This window comes from Halomonas eurihalina, assembly GCF_008274785.1.
Lineage (GTDB): Bacteria > Pseudomonadota > Gammaproteobacteria > Pseudomonadales > Halomonadaceae > Halomonas > Halomonas eurihalina.
The window spans coordinates 151,597-170,520 of record NZ_VTPU01000004.1; the positions used below are offsets into that span (position 1 = coordinate 151,597).

Below are 18,924 nucleotides of genomic sequence, written 5' to 3' on the forward strand. Positions count from 1 at the left end.
AGAGAGAACACACAAGGGATACGAAATGGCTACCGAGATCAAGGCACCCACCTTTCCGGAATCCGTTGCCGAAGGCAGCGTGGCCGCCTGGCACAAGAAGCCGGGCGATAGCGTTGAACGTGATGAACTGATCGTCGAGATCGAAACCGACAAGGTGGTGCTCGAGGTCGTGGCACCCGAGGCCGGCACCCTGAGCGAGGTGCTGGCGGAAGAAGGCGACACCGTGACATCCGAGCAGGTCCTGGGTCGCCTCGGCGAGGGTCAGGCGAGTGGTGAGTCGCAGGACGCGGACAAGTCCGAAGATAAATCCGAAGAGTCCGAGGGTGACAAGCCGGCCGCCAGTGGCGCTCAGCATGAGGTGAAGGCGCCGACCTTCCCCGAGTCCATCCAGGAAGGCACCGTGGCCAGCTGGAACAAGCAGGTCGGCGAAGCGGTCAAGCGTGATGAGGTGCTGGCCGAGATCGAGACCGACAAGGTGGTGCTCGAAGTGGTCGCGCCTGCCGATGGTGCTCTGGTCGAGATCAAGGCCGAAGAAGGCAGCCAGGTCGAGTCGGAAGCTGTTCTGGCGGTATTCGGCGAGGGTGCCGGTGGTGATGCCGCGCCGAGCGTCGGCGAAGGCAAGGCAGCGGCCTCTGCCGATGATGGCGCAAGTGACGAGAAGGTCGGCGACAAGATCCTCGCACCGGCAGCGCGCAAGCTGGTCGCCGAGCACGATCTGGACGTCAACAAGATCGAAGGCACCGGCAAGGGCGGGCGTATCCTCAAGGAGGATGTGCAAAAGGCCGTGAAGGATGGCTCCGCCAAGAAGACGGCTGCCAAGTCCTCCGCCGGTTCCAAGCCGGCCACCGCGGCGGCACCGGCTGTCGAGGGAGAGCGTGCCGAGAAGCGCGTGCCGATGACCCGCTTGCGTCAGACCATCGCCAAGCGTCTGGTCCAGGCCCAGCAGACCGCCGCCATGCTGACCACCTACAACGAGGTGGACATGGGCGCGGTGATGGACCTGCGTGCCCAGTACAAGGACACCTTCCTCAAGGCCCACGACACCAAGCTCGGCTTCATGGGCTTCTTCGTCAAGGCGGCCTCCGAGGCGCTCAAGCGTTTCCCCGATGTCAACGCCTCCATCGATGGCACCGACATCGTCTATCACGGCTATCAGGACATCGGCGTGGCCGTCTCCACCGACCGTGGCCTGGTTGTGCCGGTGCTGCGTGACACCGACAGCATGAAGATCGCCGATGTCGAGAAGGGCATCGTCGACTTCGGCAAGCGGGCACGCGACGGTAAGCTCGGCATCGACGAGATGCAGGGCGGCACCTTCACCATCACCAATGGCGGCATCTTCGGCTCGCTGCTGTCGACGCCGATCATCAATCCGCCGCAGACTGCGATCCTTGGCATGCACAAGATCCAGGAGCGCCCCATGGCGGTGAACGGCAAGGTCGAGATCCGCCCGATGATGTACTTGGCGCTGTCATACGATCACCGCATGATCGATGGCAAGGACGCGGTGCAATTCCTGGTGACCATCAAGGAACTGCTCGAGGACCCGGCGCGTCTGCTGCTGGACATCTGAGCCGCGGGATAACGAGCCTCTCAGCGAAGAGCAACGATAGGAGCCGACATGGCTGACAAGTTTGATGTAATCGTCATTGGCGCGGGCCCCGGCGGGTACGTTGCCGCTATCCGGGCTGCCCAACTGGGCCTGAAGACCGCCTGTGTCGAGAAGTGGGTCAACAAGGAAGGCAAGACCGTTCATGGCGGCACCTGCCTGAACGTGGGCTGTATCCCGTCCAAGGCGCTGCTCGAGTCGTCCCACAAGTTTGTCGAAGCGCGTGACCACTTCGCGGAAATCGGCATCGACATGGACGCGCCTACGCCGAACATCGCCAAGATGCTCGAGTTCAAGGAAAAGGTGATCGCCAAGAACGTCGGCGGCATCAGCGCGCTGTTCAAGGCCAATGGCGTGACCGCCATCGACGGTACTGGCAAGGTCACCGGCAGCAAGGAAGTGGAAGTTACCGATCACGATGGCAAGGCCACGACCTACGAAGCCGACAACATCGTCGTCGCCGCCGGCTCCGTGCCGGTGGAGATTCCGCCGACGCCGCTGACCGACGACTTGATCGTCGATTCTGCCGGTGCCCTGGAATTCCAGGAAGCGCCGAAGCGTCTCGGCGTGATCGGCGCCGGCGTCATCGGCCTGGAGCTCGGCAGCGTGTGGAGTCGTCTGGGCAGCGAGGTCACCATCCTCGAGGCCATGGACGACTTCCTGCCGATGGTCGACAAGACCATCGCCAAGGATACCCAGAAGCTGCTCAAGAAGCAGGGCCTTGATATCAAGCTCGGCGCCCGCGTCACCGGCTCCGAGGTCAAGGGTAGCGAGGTCGTGGTCAAGTACTCCGACGCCAAGGGCGAGCAGGAGATCACCTTTGACAAGCTGATCGTCTGTGTCGGTCGTCGTCCCTATACCAAGGGTGTGATCGGCGAGGGTGTCGGGGTCGAGCTGGACGAGCGCGGTTTCATCAGCGTCGATGACCAGTGCCGCACCAACGTGCCGAGCGTCTACGCCATCGGTGACTGCGTGCGTGGCCTGATGCTGGCGCACAAGGCCTCCGAAGAAGGCGTCATGGTGGCCGATATCATCGCCGGCCATAAGGCAGAGATGAACTACGACGCGATCCCGAGCGTGATCTACACAGCGCCGGAAGTCGCCTGGGTCGGCATGACCGAGGAAGAGGCCAAGTCCGCCGGCATCAAGGTGGAGACCGGTTCCTTCCCGTTCTCTGCCAACGGTCGCGCCCTGGCCAACAACGCGCCGGATGGTCAGGTCAAGATCGTCACCGACGCCGAGACCGACCGTATCCTGGGCGTGCACATTCTCGGCCAGCATGCCGGTGAACTGATCGCCCAGGGCGTGATCGCCATGGAATTCGGCTCCAGCGCCGAAGACCTGGCGTTGACCTGCTACGCTCATCCGAGCACCTCCGAGGCGGTACACGAGGCAGCGCTGGCGGTGGGCGGCCATGCCATCCACATGGCCAACCGCAAGAAGCGCAAGTAAGACAACAAGCGCCACCTTCGGGTGGCGCGTCGTTTCCGGCCATGAATCGGAAGCGAACGGTGATGGTCCGGCCTCGAGCCCTTGCGACGAGCCTGCTGGACCATCGTTCGAGTCACATGCAACCAATGGCATGAATCGATGAACCTTCACGAGTATCAGAGCAAACAGCTGTTTGCCGACTACGGCTTGCCGGTATCCAAGGGCTTTGCCGTCGACACCCCCGAGGAAGCGGCGGAAGCCTGCAAGAAGATCGGTGGCGACAAGTGGGTCGTCAAGGCCCAGGTGCATGCCGGTGGCCGCGGCAAGGCCGGCGGCGTCAAGCTGGTCGAGAGCCCGGAAGAGGCCAGTGCCTTCGCCGAGCAGTGGCTGGGCAAGAACCTGGTGACCTTCCAGACCGACGAGAAGGGCCAGCCGGTCGCCAAGATCCTGGTCGAGAACTGCACCGACATCGCCGATGAGCTCTATCTGGGCGCCGTGGTCGATCGCGGCACGCAGCGCGTGGTCTTCATGGCTTCCACCGAGGGTGGTGTCGAGATCGAGAAGGTCGCCGAGGAGACGCCCGAGAAGATCCTCAAGGCCGAGATCGATCCGCTGGTCGGCGCTCAGCCGTACCAGGCCCGCGAGCTGGCCTTCAAGCTGGGGCTGTCCGGTGATCAGGTCAAGCAGTTCACCAAGATCTTCCTGGGCCTGTCCAAGCTGTTCCACGACAAGGACCTGGCGCTGCTCGAGATCAACCCGCTGGTGATCACCGAGGAAGGCAACCTCCACTGCCTGGACGCCAAGGTCAACCTGGATGGCAACGCCCTCTATCGCCATCCGGACCTGCAGGCCATGCGCGACCCCTCCCAGGAGGACGAGCGCGAAGCCGACGCCGCCAAGTGGGACCTGAACTACGTGGCTCTGGAAGGCAACATCGGCTGCATGGTCAACGGCGCAGGCCTGGCCATGGGCACCATGGACATCATCAAGCTCCATGGCGGCCAGCCGGCCAACTTCCTCGACGTGGGTGGCGGTGCCACCAAGGAACGCGTCGCCGAAGCCTTCAAGATCATCCTCTCCGACACCTCCGTGAAGGCCGTACTGGTCAACATCTTCGGCGGTATCGTGCGCTGCGACATGATCGCCGAGGGCATCATCGGCGCCGTCGAGCAGGTGGGCGTCAATGTCCCGGTCGTGGTGCGTCTGGAAGGTAACAACGCCGAGCTGGGTGCCGAGAAACTGGCGTCCAGTGGTCTGAACATCATCGCTGCTACCAGCCTGACCGATGCGGCTCAGCAGGTCGTCAAGGCAGCGGAGGGCAAGTAATGAGCATCCTCATCGACAAGAACACCAAGGTCATCTGCCAGGGCTTCACCGGTGGCCAAGGGACCTTCCACTCCGAGCAGGCGATCGCCTACGGCACCCAGATGGTCGGTGGCGTGACGCCGGGCAAGGGCGGCCAGGAGCACCTGGGCCTGCCGGTGTTCAACACCGTTGCCGAGGCCGTCGAGGCGACCGGCGCCGAGGCCAGCGTGATCTATGTGCCGGCCCCGTTCTGCAAGGACTCCATCCTCGAGGCCGCCAACGCCGGCATCAAGCTGATCGTCTGCATCACCGAAGGCATTCCGACCCTGGACATGCTCGATGTCAAGGTGAAGTGCGATGAGCTCGGCGCGCGCCTGATCGGCCCGAACTGCCCGGGCGTGATCACCCCGGACGAGTGCAAGATCGGCATCATGCCCGGCCACATCCACAAGGCGGGCAAGGTCGGCATCGTGTCGCGTTCCGGCACCCTGACCTACGAGGCGGTCAAGCAGACCACCGACCATGGCTTTGGCCAGTCGTCCTGCGTGGGTATCGGCGGCGACCCGATCCCGGGTTCCAACTTCATCGACATCCTCGCCGAGTTCGAAAAGGACCCGGCCACCGAGGCTATCGTGATGATCGGTGAGATCGGCGGTACCGCCGAGGAAGAGGCCGCGGCCTACATCAAGGAGAATGTCTCCAAGCCGGTGGTCGCCTACATCGCTGGTGTTACCGCGCCTCCCGGCAAGCGCATGGGCCACGCCGGCGCCATCATCGCTGGCGGCAAGGGCACGGCCGACGAGAAGTTCGGCGCCCTCGAGGCTGCAGGCGTGAAGACCGTGCGTTCACTGGCCGAGATCGGTGACGCGCTGAAGGAAGCCGCTGGCTGGTAAGCCGAACCAGCGTCTTTCGATGCAGGAAAAGGGCACCTTCGGGTGCCCTTTTCTCGTTGAAGGGGGGCGTGCGAGACGTTACCCGGCGAATCGCTGTCTGGCGCGGAGTATCGTGAATGCGAGTGTCGTGAATGCTGCTGGTCATGACGCTAATGGAAAGACGCCGTTCGTACCAGGCCGCATCATGGCGAGCACAAAATCAACAGCCTCAGGGTTTTCGTCGCCATGATCTATACGCTTGCGATCCTGTTCAGCCTGATCGCCTACTTCGTCATCGGTCACTGGGCCGGTCGCCGGGTCAAGCACCTGGACGACTATCTGGTCGCCGGTCGCAATGCACCGACCTTTCTCATCCTCGGCACCCTGGTGGCCAGTTACCTGAGTACCAGCGCCTTTCTCGGGGAAACCGGCTTTGCCTATCAGGGCTATCCTTTCGTGATGCTGATCTTCGCTGCCCTCAGTACCTCGGGATGCCTGCTCGGTGCGCTAGCGTTTGGTCGTTACCTGCGGCGTAGCGGGGCACTGACGGTGCCGGAATTCTTCGGTAAGCGCTTTGCGTCACGGCGCGTTCAGGTCATCGCTGGGTTGACCACCGTGGTCGGGTTGGGGGCCTATCTGCTGGGCGTCATGCAGGGTGCCGGCATCATGTTCGCCGAGTTGACCGGCATGCCGTACTGGGTCGGTCTGGTGCTGGTATGGCTGACCTATACGGGCTTCATTCTCTATTCGGGCTCGCCTGGCGTCATGCTGACCGATACCGTCATGTTCGTGATCTTCTCCGTGGCGGCGCTGGGGGGCTCGCTGTACATCATCCACGACCTGGGAGGCTGGTCGGGCGTCATCGAAGGACTCTTGGCCCAATCGGCGAAGCCGGGTATCGCGCTTTGGCATGGTGTCATCGAAGGGGAAGGGGCGACGTTCAGCTCGCCCGGCGAAGCCCTGACATGGGGGCTGACGCTCGGCCTAGTGTGGGCGGCCGTGCTGGCAGCGAGCCCCTGGCAGTCGAGCCGCTATCTGATGGCGCGCAACGAGCATGTCGTCATGCGCTCGGCCATGCTCACCGCCGTGGCGCTGGCGATCTTCTATGCCTTGATGATGATGACCGGGGCGGCCATCAATCTTTACGACACGGGGCTCGATTCCGAGCGGGCCATGGTGTGGTCGGCGCTCAACATCCTGCCGCCCTGGCTCGGCGTGATCATCCTGACCGGCGTGTTCGCCGCCGGGCTGTCGTCCTGCTCGACCTTCCTGTCGATCATCGGCTTCAGCCTTTCCAATGACATCCTGCCTGCCGCTCGCAACGAGGCGTCGGCAATGCGTGCCAGCCGCATCGCTGTACTGGCGGCTGGCTTGATCGCCTTGCTGCTGGCATTGTTCCAGCCGCCGGCGGTGATGGCCGTGGTGTGGTTCGCGGCAACGCTGTTTGCCTCGTCCTGGGGACCGGTGGCGCTGATGAGCATCTGGAGTCGCCGGATTACCGCCGCCGGAGCGGGCTGGGGCTTGACCGTGGGCTTCGTCGGCAATCTCATCCTGTCGTTGGCGGACCAGGCCGGTTGGGTGCAGTTGCCGGTCTATCTGCATCCGGTGGCGATCAGCACGCTGGTGGCCCTGGTGGTCATCCTGGTGGTATCGCGCCTGACGCGGGTGAGCGAGGAAGAGCGCGAGTACCTGGCCTTTCTGCATCGGCATGATGCGAGCCTGGAGGCCAACTGGAGCAAGGGCTCGCGCCGGGTGGCGATCGTCACCATGCTCTCGGGCATCGGTGTGGGGCTCTTCCTGTGGCGCCAGTACGCCGAGACACTGGCCAGCCTGGCCGAGGGCTATGGCGTTTCCCAGGGCGCGGTCCTGGGGGCCTATGGCCTGGCCCTGGGGTGCGGAGTCATGCTGCTCATCGCGGGTGGCGTGGGCTATCGGGTGGCGCGCTCGCGGAAGGTTGCCGAACGTAGCGCGAGCGTTGCCGGGATACCGGAGTGAGTGTCGAGGTATTGCCTGCGTCGGGACCCGACGGGCGTTTCAGCCAGCGCCCTACCAGGATCACGAAGGCCGGTGCGCCGGCCAGCAGGTAGAGGTGATAGGTGACCAGCCGCCATACGACGACGGCGGCGGCGGCCTGGGCAGCGGGCATCAACGGCATCAGCAGTGTGCCGACGCCGAGTTCGGCGGCGCCGGCGCCGCCGGGCAGGATGCTGATCTGGCTGGCCGCCATGGCCAGCATCTGGGTCAGGAAGGTCCAGGCCCAGTCGACATGGGCGCCCACGCCGAGCACGGCCAGGTAAAGCAGGCTGTAGCGCAACAGCCAGTGCGCCGCGCACAGGCCGAGTATGCTCGCCAGCCGGGCGGGAGGCAGGCAGAGCGTGGCGATCAAGGCCAGGCGGCAGCTGAGCAATCGTCTGGCCAGCCAGCGGCGCCGCCGGGAGGAGAGGCGGCGCAGCCACCAGCTCGGGCGCTGACGCAGCAACTGGGGCAGGCGCAAAAGCGACAGGCCGACCAGCAGCATCAGCCCGACCAGGCTCAGCATGGCGACGGCGAGCAGGCCTTGATGTGGCCAGTTCACGTTGCCGCTCAGCGATATGCCGATCAGCACGCCGAGCATCGCCAGGAAGAACAGCATGTCGCAGCCCTGGTCGACCAGGAACACCGCCGACCCTCGTGACGGGGAGAACCCCCGTCGTGCCAGCAGGGCCAGCAGGGTGACGGCGCCGCCACTGCCGCCGGGAGTGGCGCAAAGGGCGAACTTGGCGGCCATCTCGATGGCCAGTGCCTGGCCCTGTCCGAGCCGGCCGGCGCGTCCGTCCAGCAGCAGGCGCAGGCGAAGGGCGTTGAGATTCCAGCAGGTCACGGTCATGACCAGCATCAGTGCCAGGATGCCGATCGGAAAATCAGCCAGGGCATCGAGGACATCCTTGCCACCCAATAGCCAGGGCACCACCAGGGCCATGGACAGGGCCAGCCCCAGCCAGCCCCAGCGGGCCAGCAGGTTGCGTTCTCTGCGTGGTCGATCCAGCCGCTCAGCCATGCCGTGAGAAGCTGGAGGCTGCGGTGTTCGGGACCAGGGCGGTGTAGTGGTCTAGCAGGCCGTCGATGACGTTCTCCCAGCGGAAGCGACGCTCGACATAACGGCGCGCGTGCCGACCACTCGCCTGGACGTCGTTGATGAATAGCTCCTCGACCGCTCGGGCCATGTCCGTCGGATTCTGTGGCTCGCAGAGGATGCCACCGCCCAGCGGGACGTTTTCGATCAGGGCGCCGGCGCGGGCGGCGATGATCGGCAGGCCGCAGGCCATGGCCTCCAGGGCCACCAGGCCAAAGGTTTCCCGGGTGCCGGCATGGATCATGGCATCGGCGCTGGCCAGGGCGCGGGCCACCTCGCGGCTGTCGCAGCAGCGGGGCACCACGGTGACATTGTCGGGAACCCGGGTCGGCATGCCGGGCCCCATCAGCAGCAGGTGGTAAGGCGAGCCGAGCCGTTGCATCACATCGAGCAGTACATCGACGTTCTTCTCGCGGGAATTGCGCCCGGCGAAGGCCAGCAGGCGGGTCTGCTCGGACAGGCCCAGGGCGGCACGCAGGCTTGGGTCGGCGCAATCCGGGTGAAAGGTCTCCAGGTCCACGCCGAGAGGCTGGACGCGCACGTTATCCACGCCCCATGACTCGAGGCGCTCGGCCATGGCCCGGCAGGGGGCCATCACGCTGTCGAAACGGCCGTAGAGATCGGCCACATAGCCTTTCAGCCGGCGCTTCACGGCACCGCCGAAGCGATCTCCCATCAGGCGTGGCAGGTCGGAGTGATAGAACCCGACCACCGGCACGCCCAGGCGCTGACCGGCCTCGAGGGCGGCCCAGGCGGTGACGTAGGGGTCGCCGGCCTCGATCAGATCGGGCGACATGGCCTCCAGAGCTGCCTGCCAGGGACGGCGACGTAGGGGAAAACGATAGCCTTGGCCTAGCGGCAGGCGCAGGGCAGGCAAAGTGTGCAGGTCGCCCAGGGCATCGCGCTCGGCGCCGGGCACCAGCAGGCTGGTGCGGATGCCGTCGTGGCCGGAAAGGCAGCGATGCTTGGCGCTCAGGTAGGTGCGCACGCCGCCGCTGGCGGGGGCGTGGAACATGGTGACGTCGACGAGATGCAAGAGACCTCCCGGTAGTGCCGGTAACTGTCTCCAGTCTATGCATACTTTACGACAGTTCGACGACACGAGACTTTGATGAAAAGTGCCTGTGCTCGTCGACTTTTCTGATGGGGCTCAATGCAAAACGGCGGCCCGAGGGCCGCCGTTCGTTCTTGTCGCATCGGGCGGAGGCGTCCGCTCAGTCGGCGGGGCGACCCACCAGCGAACGCGTTTCCTCGCGGGCTTCGGTCAGCGCGACCCGGACCGGATCGCCGAGCTTGAAGCGCTCTTCGCCCTCGATCTGGATGCGGCCTTCCTTGTCGTCGATCACCACCTTATCGCGGTCGCTGTGCATCAGCGGGGCGGGCACGAAGGCGGTGGCGCCATTGGCGGTCAGGCGCACTCGCATGCCGCCACGGTTGATGGCGATGATCTCGGCGTCGAAGGCCTCGCCGGATTCGGCGTGGGTGCCAAGGTAGCGCACATAGAGCCAGTCCTTGACGTCACGTTCGGCCATGCGGTTCAGGCGGCGGCGCTCGGTCAACTGCTCGGTGAGCTCGAGGCTGGCTTCCGCCGGGGCCTGTTCGCCCTTGAGCACGCGCTTGATCAAGCGGTGGTTGACCATGTCGCCGTACTTGCGGATCGGCGAGGTCCAGGTGGCGTAGGCAGACAGCCCGAGGCCGAAGTGCGGCCCCGGGCGGGCCGACATGCTGGTGAAGCCCTGGAAGCGGCGCAGTCGCGCGTCGAGCCATGCGTCGTCGCGGCCTTCCAGCTCGCGCTTGAGTTCCTTGTAGCGCGGCAGTTCGGTGAGGGCTTCCAGCGCCACCTCGATGTCCTGATCGGCCAGGAATTCGCGGGCGGCTTCGGCCTTGTCCGGCTCGAAGGCGCGATGAACATTGAAGATGCCGTGGCCGACATGCTCGGCCAGCAGGTGGGCGCAGCAGGCATTGGCCGCGATCATCGATTCCTCGATCATGCGGTTGGCGATGCGCCGCTGCTCGGTGCGGATGTTCAGCACGTTGCCGGCATCGTCCAGGTCGAAGACGTAATCCGGCCGGTCCTTGAAGACCAGGGCATGCTCGGCGCGCCAGGCGGTGCGAGCCTCGGTCAGGTCGCGCAATGCCTTGAGCTGCTCGCCGATGGCCGGCTCGGGAGCCCACTCGCCCTGGTCTTCCAGCCAGTCGGAGACATCGTCGTAGGCCAGCCGAGCGTGAGAACGCACCGTGGCGGCAAAGAACCGGTAGTCGCCGAAGGAGCCGTCGGCTTCCACGTCCAGGGTGCAGGCCAGGGCGGGGCGGTCCTGGTTCTCCCATAGCGAACAGAGGTCGTCGGCCAGGTGCTCCGGCAGCATGGTGACGTTCTGTCCGGGCAGGTAGACGGTGAAGGCGCGAGTGCGCGCTTCCAGGTCGACGCCATCGCCTTCCGCGACATAGGCGGTGGGGTCGGCGATGGCAACGGTCAGTCGCCAGCCGCCGTTGTCCCGGGGCTCGATGCGCAGGGCATCGTCCATGTCTCGGGTCTTGGCGTTGTCGATGGTAAAGAAGGGCGCCTCGGTGAGGTCCTCACGCTGCAGGCCCTCATCGCGCAACGGCCAGTCATCGCCGCCTTCGGGGCTGGCCTGTTCCAGAGCATGGCGAGCCAGGGTCACGCGCCAGGGCACGGCCGGGTTGTCGTGCTTGGCGACCAGCTCGTCGATCTGGGCGAAGAAGGCACGGTCATCCGGCTTGAGCGGGTGACGCACGAGACGGGCCTCGACCCAGTCGCCATCGTCGAGCGATGCCTCGTCGAGGCTGCGCTTGACGCGCGCCTTGAGGACGTTGCTGATCGATGGGTGGTCGGGGATCACCGCCAGTCGACCATCGCGCTTGCGCACCCGGGCAATGAAGCGCTCCAGGCCCTGCTCGATCAGGGTGTCCGGCTCCACCGACTTCTTCTCGCCTTCCTCGTGGAGGATCGCTCCGACACGGTCGCCATGCAGTACCTGCTTCATGGCGGGGGGCGGCACGAAGTAAGAGGTGCCGTCCTCGGTTTCGAGAAAGCCGAAGCCTCGCTCGGTGGCCTTGATCACGCCTTCGACTCGAGGCGTGTTGTCGCGAATCTGTTGCTTGAGCTGAGCAAGCGCCGAGTTGTTCTGCAGCATGATAACGATCGAATGGCGGGATAGGAGGGTCACTATACGGATTCCGTCGGCCCACGCCAATCGTGGCAGGGCGCTCTTGGGGCTTCTGGCGCCTCGGCTCCGGCATGCTCTCGTTTGGCATGGGTTGCGGGTAGCGGTTCGGACCAAGGTATAAGATAAGTGGTATTTAATTGGTATTGTTAGTGGTCTATATTGGTCCTATATCGATGCTGCACGAGAGCGACCATGGATCGCCGATTTCAACAACTGCGACTCGATCCTGAGCTGTCCACGCCGCTGTACCACCAGCTGGCGAGCCGGCTGGAGGAAGCCATCGAGGAAGGAGCTTGGCAGGCCGGCGAGGCGCTGCCTTCGGAGCGGGCCCTGGCCGAGGCGCTGGATGTCTCGCGGATCACGGCCCGCAAGGCGCTGGACCGGCTGGCCGAGCTTGGTCTGATCCGGCGTACCCGAGGCTCCGGCACCTTCATCACGCCGCGTCTCAATCAGCCCCTGACACGCCTGGCGAGTTTCACCGAAATGCTGACCCAGCGTGGCTTCACGCCGCGTTCGTGCTGGCTGTCGCGATGCCTGGCCGCCCCTTCGGCCGACGAGAGCCTGCGCCTGGGCCTGAGCGGCGATGCCCGCGTCGCGCGGCTCAAGCGCCTGCGCCTGGCGGATGGCGTGGTCATGGCGGTCGAGGAGAGCTGCCTGCCGCAGTCGGTACTCGACGATCCCCAGGGGGTGGGGGATTCGCTGTATGCCTTCCTGGAGGAGGCGGGCCGCCCGGTGGCACGCGCACTGCAGCACGTTACGGCAGTCAATGCCGACGCCGAGCTGGCGCGGCTGGCCGAAGTGCCGGAAGGCCAGGCTCTGCTCAAGGTGACCCGTCAGGGCTATCTGATCGACGGCACGCCGGCGGAGCTGACCGTTACCTACTGCCGCACCGATTACTACGACTTCATCGTCGAGCTGACACGTTGAGCCCTGACGCTGAGTTCTGACGTTTAGAACGAACCGGGAGACACCATGCGCTACGGCAATATCCTGACACCCGACGGTTGGCGGCTCGGCGAGTTGCACTGGCACGACGGACACATCAGCCGCATCGACGGCGAGCCGGTCGATCCTGAGCAAAACGATCTGCCGCGCCTGTTGCCGGGGTTCATCGACCTGCACGTGCACGGTGGCGGCGGCGCCGATGTCATGGAAGGCGGCGCGGCGGTGGCCACGGTGGCGCGGACCCATGTGCGTTTCGGCACCACCAGCCTGCTGGCGACCACCATGACGGCACCGGATGACGATACCCGGCGCGTGCTGGGGGACGTCGGCGCCTACATGGAAGCGCCGGACCCGTCGGCCACTCGCGTGCTGGGGGTGCATCTGGAAGGCCCCTACATCAATCCGGGCAAGCTCGGTGCCCAGCCGTCCCATGCCCGGCTCGGCGTGCTCGAGGAAGTCGAGGAACTGCGCCGGCTGGCGCCGATCGTGCTGTTGACCCTGGCGCCGGAACTGGCCGGTCACCTGACGCTGATCGAGCAGCTCAGCGAGCGGGGCGTGCGCGTGCAGATCGGCCACACCCTGGGCAGCTACGAGGAAGGCGTGGCGGCGCTGGAGCATGGCGCCCATGGCTTCACCCACCTGTTCAATGCCATGTCCGGACTGCATCACCGCAAGCCCGGTATGGTCGGGGCGGCCATGGCGCATGCGGAGTATGCCGAACTGATTCCCGATCTGTTGCACGTGCATCCCGGTGCCATTCGCGCCGCCTTGCGCTGCATTCCGCATCTCTATGCCGTGACCGACTCCACCGCCGCGGCGGGCATGCCCGATGGCGAATACCGCCTCGGCGAGCAGGCGGTCACCAAGTGCCTGGGCGGCGTGCGGCTGGCCGATGGCACCCTGGCCGGCAGTACCCTGACCATGGATCAGGCGCTGCGCAACCTGGTCGATCTCGGCCAGACGCTGGCCGAGGCTTCCAACCGACTTTCCCGCTATCCCGCCGATTTCCTGGGTCGCCATGACCTCGGCCGCCTGGCCGAAGGCGCGCGCGCTGATCTGGTGGAACTGGATTCCCGATTGAACCTGAAAGCCGTCCATGTCGGCGGTCGACTCGTCGTCGAAGGAGACGCTCATGTCACTGATGCTTGAAGAAGCGCGCAACGCCCCGGAGCGCGTGCGCGGCCAGTTGCAGCGCAACGCCGACGTACTGGAATCATTGGGCGCCCGACTGCGCGAGCAGCCGCCGTCCGGCGCCATGACCGTGGCCCGGGGTAGCTCCGATCACGCCGCGGCCTATTTCGCCTATCTCTGCATGAAGCACCTGGGCATTCCAGTGGCTTCGCTGCCGCCCTCGCTTTCGACCCTGGCCAAGGCGCCCTGGCGCCTCGACGGGCAACTGGCGGTGGCGATTTCGCAGTCCGGGCAGAGCCCGGATCTGGTGGCCACCCAGGAAGCCTTGGCGCGGGGCGGGGCTCGCACCCTGGCGCTGGTCAACACGCCGCAGTCGCCATTGGGCCAGGCCAGCGACCTCGAAGTGCCGTTGTATGCCGGCGAGGAGCGCAGCGTGGCCGCCACCAAGAGCTACCTGGCGACGCTCTCTGCTGCTGCCCAGTTGCTGGCGTACTGGACTCGGGATAGCGACCTGCTGGCCGCCCTGGACAGCTTACCGGAATGCCTGAGCCGGGCGGCCGATCAGGACTGGAGCGAGGCGGTCGAGGCACTCGTCGACGCTGATCGCCTGATGGTGATCGGACGCGGTGCCGGCCTGGCGGTGGCCCAGGAAGCAGCCCTCAAGTTCAAGGAAACCTGCGCCATCCAGGCCGAACCCTTCAGTGGCGCCGAGGTACGGCACGGCCCGATGGCCCTGATCGAAGCCGGCTATCCGGTGCTGGTGTTCGCGCCTCCCGGTGTCGAGCAGGCCGGCCTGCTGGAACTCGCCGACTGGCTCGGCGGAGTCGGAGCCCGAGTACTGCTGGCTGCCGACGAGTCGGTGGCCGGGCGCCATCTGACGTTGAGCGACGCCGGCCACGAGGACCTGCAACCGCTGTCGGTGATCCAGAGCTTCTATCGCATGGCGGCGGAACTCGCCGAGGCCAGGGGCAGCGACCCGGACAAGCCACGTCACCTGCGCAAGGTTACCTGCACGTTGTAAGCCTCGGGCTGCGACAACAACAATGTATCGGAGTCGATCATGTCTTCCTCCAAACTGACCCTGGTGGCCCCGGCCACTGGCATCGTGACGCTCTTGTCCGATGTTCCCGACCCGGTCTTCGCCGGCGGAACTCTGGGCGAGGGCATCGCCCTGGATCCGCTGGAGCCCGTGCTCCACGCGCCTTGCGACGGCGAGGTGGTGCAGTGCGCCAAGACCCGGCACGCCCTGACGCTGAAGACCGAGCAGGGCGTCGAGGTACTAATTCACCTGGGACTGGATACCGTCGAACTTCAGGGCCAGGGCATCGAACTGAACGTCGCGGTGGGGCAGCAGGTGAAGACCGGCGAGCCACTGTGCCGTTTCGATCCCGAGCTGCTGGCCGAACGGGCCCGGTCTCTGATCACGCCGCTGGTAGTGACCGATGACGCCGGCTGGCGCCTGCGTCTCGAGGCGAACGCCACGGGCGGGTATGTCGAACGTGGCGCCGCGCTGATGAGCCTGACGCCCGCGGCGGCGTCCGTCGCGGCAACGACCGAGCGCACAGGGCCCTGGCAAGAACGCCGCGTGACGCTGGCACTCGAAGCCGGCTTGCACGCCCGGCCGGCCGCCCGGGTGCGCGCCATCGTGAAGCGGCACGACGCCGAGGTGCGACTCGTGCATGGCGATGCCGAGGCGCGCGGCGACAGCGTGAGTGCCCTGATGAATCTCGGCCTGGCCGAGAGTAGCGAGGTGGTCCTGCACGCCCGGGGCGACGATACCCAGGCTGTATTGGCGGCCATCGCCGAGCTGCTGACCACGCCGGAAGGCGCCGAACCGCAGCAGGAAGCGGCGATGCCGGCCTCCGTGGCCGAAGGTGAGTTCGCCGGTCTCGTCGCCAGTCCGGGTCTGGCGATCGGCCCGCTGGTGACGGTGAGCCTGCCGCTGCCGGCAGTGCCTTACGACGGACGTGGCGAGGCGGTCGAACGCGAGGACCTGCGTGCCGCCCTGGAGGGGGTCGGGCGTTCCCTGGAAAACGCGCGCGAGCAGGCCGAACGGCAGGGTCAGCGCGCCGAGGCGGATATCTTCGAGGCGCACCTGGCCTGGCTGGACGATCCGGGGTTGCTCGAGTCGGCCACGGCCCGCATCGAGGCCGGCCGCAGTGCCGGTCAGGCCTGGCGCGAGGCGCTGGATGACGAGGCCGAACAACTGCGGGCCACCGGCAATGCCTTGCTGGCGGGACGCGTGGCCGATCTGCGCGACCTGCAGCGCCATGTCATGGCCGAGTTCGCCGAGGCCGGCGTGGCCCCGCTGCCCGATGTTCCCGAAGGGGCCATCCTGGTAGCCGATGATCTCTCTCCCTCGCAGTTCGTCGCCCTTGCCGAGCGCGGTCCTGCCGGGTTGTGCCTGAAGGCCGGCGGCACGACGTCGCACGTGGCGATCCTGGCCCGGGCGCGCGGCATTCCCTGCCTGGTGGCAATGGGCGAGGCACTCGAGGACGTGAGCGGAGAGCGTGCGGTGCTCGACGCCCATGCCGGGCGTCTCGAGCCCGCGCCCGACGAGGCGCGCCTGGCAGCGGTACGCGAGGCCCTGCGCCGCGATGCCGAGCTCCGCGAGGCCGAACGCGCCGAGGCCTTCGAACCGGCGGTCACGCGAGACGGTCGCGAGATCGAAGTGGCGGCGAACATCGGCGACAGCAGCGAAGCGCGCCTGGCGGCCGAATCCGGCGCCGACGGCGTCGGCCTGATGCGCAGCGAGTTCCTGTTCCTGGGCCGCGATACCGCGCCCGACGAGGCGGAGCAGCGCCACGAGTACCAGACCAGCCTGACGGCGCTCGGCGGCAAGCCGGTAATCATTCGTACCCTGGATATCGGTGCCGACAAGCAGCTGCCCTATCTGCGACTGCCCGAGGTGCCCAACCCGGCGCTCGGCGTGCGTGGGGTGAGGCTGTGGCATGACCAGCCGGCACTGCTCGATACCCAATTGCACGCCTTGCTCGGCGTCGTGCCGCTGGATGCCCTGCACATCATGGTGCCGATGGTCAGCGAGGTTGGCGAGCTGGCCTGGGTGCGCGAGCGGCTCGAGGCCGTTGCCGTGGAACGAGGCCTCACGGAGCGGCCGCGTCTCGGCGCCATGGTCGAGGTGCCCAGCGCCGCCCTGTGCGCGGCGAACCTGGCCGAACAGGCCGACTTCCTGTCGATCGGCACCAACGACCTGACCCAGTATGCCCTGGCCATGGATCGCGAGGATTCGCGCCTGGCGGCCCGTGCCGATGTCCTGCATCCCGGTGTGCTGCGCCTGATCCAGGCCACCGTCGAGGGCGCCGCCGGACGCTGCCCGGTCGGGGTGTGCGGCGCGGCGGCCGGCGATCCGCTGGCCGCCTCCCTGCTGGTGGCGATGGGTGTCGATGAGCTGTCCGTCGAGCCGGCCCGGGTGGCCGCCATCAAGGCGATGATCCGTTGGCTCGATGCCGCTTCCCTGGCCCGCGAACTGCCAGATCTGCTGGCGATGCCCGATGCCGCAAGTGTGCGTCGGCGTCTCGCCGAGATCCATGAATCCGTTTCCGACACCACAACAACAACTCCCGAGAGGATCCCATCATGATTCGAGAACTCGGCTCCCGCCTCATGGCCGGGCTGCAACTGCTCGGACGTTCCTTGATGCTGCCCATCGCGGTGCTGCCCGTAGCCGGCCTGCTGTTGCGACTGGGCCAGCCCGACCTGCTGGATATTGCCTTCGTGGCCGCCGCCGGCCAGTCGATCTTCGACCATCTGGCGCTGATCTTCGCCATCGGCCTGGCGGTCGGTTTCGCCGACGACAGTAACGGCGCGGCTGGACTGGCCGGGGTGGTCGGCTACCTGGTGCTGGACGCGGTGCTGCACACCATCAACCCCGACATCAACATGGGGGTACTGGCCGGGGTGATTATTGGCTCCGTGGCAGGGTTGATCTACAACCGCTACCGGGCCATCCAGTTGCCGGAATACCTGGCCTTCTTCGGCGGGCGGCGTTTCGTGCCGATTGCCACGGGCCTGGCGGCGGTGCTGCTTGGCATCGTCTTCGGCTGGGGCTGGCCGGCGATCCAGGCGGGCATCGATAACCTGGGCCATTGGCTGATCGAGGCCGGCGCGCTCGGCAAGTTCGTTTACGGAGCGCTCAATCGCCTGCTGATCGTTACCGGGCTGCACCATGTGCTCAACAGCTTCGTGTGGTTCGTGTTCGGCAGCTTCGATGGCGCCACTGGCGATCTGAATCGCTTCTTCGCCGGCGATCCCAGTGCCGGAGGCTTCATGGCCGGCTTCTTCCCGGTGATGATGTTTGGCCTGCCGGCCGCGGCGCTGGCCATGTATCACGCCGCGCCCAAGGCACGCCGTGCCCAGGTGGGCGGCCTGCTGATGTCGCTGGCGCTGACCGCGTTCCTGACCGGGGTGACCGAGCCCATCGAGTTCACCTTCATGTTCCTGGCGCCGCTGCTCTATGTGTTCCATGCGCTGATGACCGGCCTGTCCATGGCACTGATGCAACTGCTCGACGTGAAGCTCGGTTTCACCTTCTCGGCCGGCGCCTTCGACTACGCCCTTTCTTATGGCCTTTCCACCAATGGCTGGCTGATGCTGCCGGTCGGCCTGGCTATGTTCGTGCTTTACTACGGTGTCTTTCGCTGGACGATCCAGCGCTTCGACCTGCCCACGCCGGGCCGCGACGAGGAGACTGCCATGTCCCGCCCGGCGGAGGGGCAGGCCAGCGAACGGGGACCGGCCTTCGTCGCCGCGCTCGGCGGGGCAGTCAACCTGCGCAGCGTCGGTGCCTGCACTACGCGGCTGCGTCTGGTGCTGGCCGATGCCGACGCCATCGACGAGCCGGCCCTCAAGTCGCTGGGATCGCGCGGCGTGATGCGCCTCGGCGGTGGCGGCCTGCAGGTCGTGCTGGGACCCATCGCCGATGGCGTGGCCGACGAGATTCGTGCCGCCGTGGCCGCTGCCGGCGTCGAGCCGCCGGTATCCGAGGCCGGCACGCCGCATCAGCCGGTGGAAGAGACCGCCGAGGCATCGCTGTCCGACGATCAGGTCGCCGCTTGGCTGGCCGCGCTCGGCGGGCGCGACAACCTTCGCAATCTTGCCGCCCGGGCCGGGACTCGCCTGCGCGTCGAGCTGCATGACGAGGCATCCCTCGATACGGCAGCACTGAAGGCGCTGGGGTGCTTCGGTTCGATGGCCGTCGGCGAGCGCACCTGGCATCTGGTGGTCGGCCCGCAGGCCTCCGCCATCGCCACTTCCCTGGCGGCGCGGGGCTGAGCGTCGACCCTCTTGTTGACAGCACGGTGGCCGCACGGC

At 66.3% G+C, this 18,924-nt stretch carries 13 protein-coding genes; 10 read left to right on the plus strand and 3 right to left on the minus strand.

Features of this window, described 5'->3' with window-relative positions; all coding sequences use genetic code 11:
* The first annotated feature begins 25 nt into the window (after nt 1–25).
* The 5 genes from odhB to FZZ93_RS05990 all read left to right on the plus strand — a co-directional run bounded on the left by odhB (nt 26) and on the right by FZZ93_RS05990 (nt 7,212).
* Nucleotides 26–1,573 carry a 2-oxoglutarate dehydrogenase complex dihydrolipoyllysine-residue succinyltransferase gene (gene odhB / locus FZZ93_RS05970; protein ID WP_149321418.1) on the plus strand — a complete coding sequence of 516 codons (1,548 nt, stop codon included), beginning with the start codon at nt 26–28 and terminating at the stop codon, nt 1,571–1,573.
* Between the two features lie 48 nt (nt 1,574–1,621).
* The gene (gene lpdA / locus FZZ93_RS05975) at nt 1,622–3,061 is read left to right on the plus strand and encodes a dihydrolipoyl dehydrogenase (protein ID WP_149321419.1); all 1,440 of its coding nucleotides are present in this window, start codon (nt 1,622–1,624) and stop codon (nt 3,059–3,061) included.
* 138 nt (nt 3,062–3,199) lie between these two features.
* Entirely contained in the window at nt 3,200–4,366 is a 1,167-nt protein-coding gene (gene sucC, locus FZZ93_RS05980; RefSeq protein ID WP_013332865.1) for an ADP-forming succinate--CoA ligase subunit beta, read from the plus strand.
* Complete coding sequence (gene sucD / locus FZZ93_RS05985) at nt 4,366–5,238, plus strand: succinate--CoA ligase subunit alpha (protein ID WP_013332864.1); 873 nt, start codon at nt 4,366–4,368, stop codon at nt 5,236–5,238. Before sucC ends, sucD begins: the two co-directional genes overlap by 1 nt.
* Nucleotides 5,239–5,463: 225 nt before the next feature.
* Nucleotides 5,464–7,212 carry a sodium:solute symporter family protein gene (locus FZZ93_RS05990; RefSeq protein ID WP_149321420.1) on the plus strand — a complete coding sequence of 583 codons (1,749 nt, stop codon included), beginning with the start codon at nt 5,464–5,466 and terminating at the stop codon, nt 7,210–7,212.
* Here the strand turns inward: FZZ93_RS05990 and gpgF are convergent.
* The 3 genes from gpgF to FZZ93_RS06005 form a co-directional block, all read right to left on the minus strand.
* Nucleotides 7,127–8,254 (minus strand): glucosaminyl phosphatidylglycerol flippase, encoded by a 1,128-nt coding sequence (gpgF, locus tag FZZ93_RS05995; RefSeq protein WP_149321421.1) that lies wholly within the window; start codon nt 8,252–8,254, stop codon nt 7,127–7,129. The two genes, FZZ93_RS05990 and gpgF, sit on opposite strands and share 86 nt — an antisense overlap.
* Nucleotides 8,247–9,365 (minus strand): N-acetylglucosaminyl phosphatidylglycerol synthase, encoded by a 1,119-nt coding sequence (gene gpgS / locus FZZ93_RS06000; RefSeq protein WP_149321422.1) that lies wholly within the window; start codon nt 9,363–9,365, stop codon nt 8,247–8,249. Before gpgS ends, gpgF begins: the two co-directional genes overlap by 8 nt.
* A gap of 178 nt (nt 9,366–9,543) precedes the next feature.
* A complete protein-coding gene (locus FZZ93_RS06005; RefSeq protein WP_149321423.1) occupies nt 9,544–11,484 on the minus strand; it encodes an exoribonuclease II in 1,941 nt (646 codons plus the stop codon).
* Nucleotides 11,485–11,709: 225 nt separating this feature from the next.
* Here FZZ93_RS06005 and FZZ93_RS06010 point away from each other — a divergent pair, with 225 nt between their 5' ends.
* Genes FZZ93_RS06010 through nagE form a run of 5 tightly spaced genes read left to right on the plus strand, consistent with a single transcriptional unit; the run spans nt 11,710 to nt 18,885 of the window.
* The gene (locus FZZ93_RS06010; RefSeq protein WP_149321424.1) at nt 11,710–12,444 is read left to right on the plus strand and encodes a GntR family transcriptional regulator; all 735 of its coding nucleotides are present in this window, start codon (nt 11,710–11,712) and stop codon (nt 12,442–12,444) included.
* A 45-nt stretch (nt 12,445–12,489) separates the two neighbouring features.
* Complete coding sequence (locus FZZ93_RS06015) at nt 12,490–13,611, plus strand: N-acetylglucosamine-6-phosphate deacetylase (RefSeq protein WP_149321425.1); 1,122 nt, start codon at nt 12,490–12,492, stop codon at nt 13,609–13,611.
* Complete coding sequence (locus FZZ93_RS06020) at nt 13,595–14,614, plus strand: SIS domain-containing protein (RefSeq protein ID WP_223111773.1); 1,020 nt, start codon at nt 13,595–13,597, stop codon at nt 14,612–14,614. The genes FZZ93_RS06015 and FZZ93_RS06020 overlap by 17 nt, the downstream gene beginning before the upstream one ends.
* A 39-nt stretch (nt 14,615–14,653) precedes the next feature.
* The gene (ptsP, locus tag FZZ93_RS06025; protein WP_149321426.1) at nt 14,654–17,194 is read left to right on the plus strand and encodes a phosphoenolpyruvate--protein phosphotransferase; all 2,541 of its coding nucleotides are present in this window, start codon (nt 14,654–14,656) and stop codon (nt 17,192–17,194) included.
* Nucleotides 17,191–18,885, plus strand: coding sequence for an N-acetylglucosamine-specific PTS transporter subunit IIBC (gene nagE / locus FZZ93_RS06030; protein ID WP_149321427.1), 1,695 nt, complete (start codon nt 17,191–17,193; stop codon nt 18,883–18,885). Before ptsP ends, nagE begins: the two co-directional genes overlap by 4 nt.
* Nucleotides 18,886–18,924: the final 39 nt, after the last annotated feature.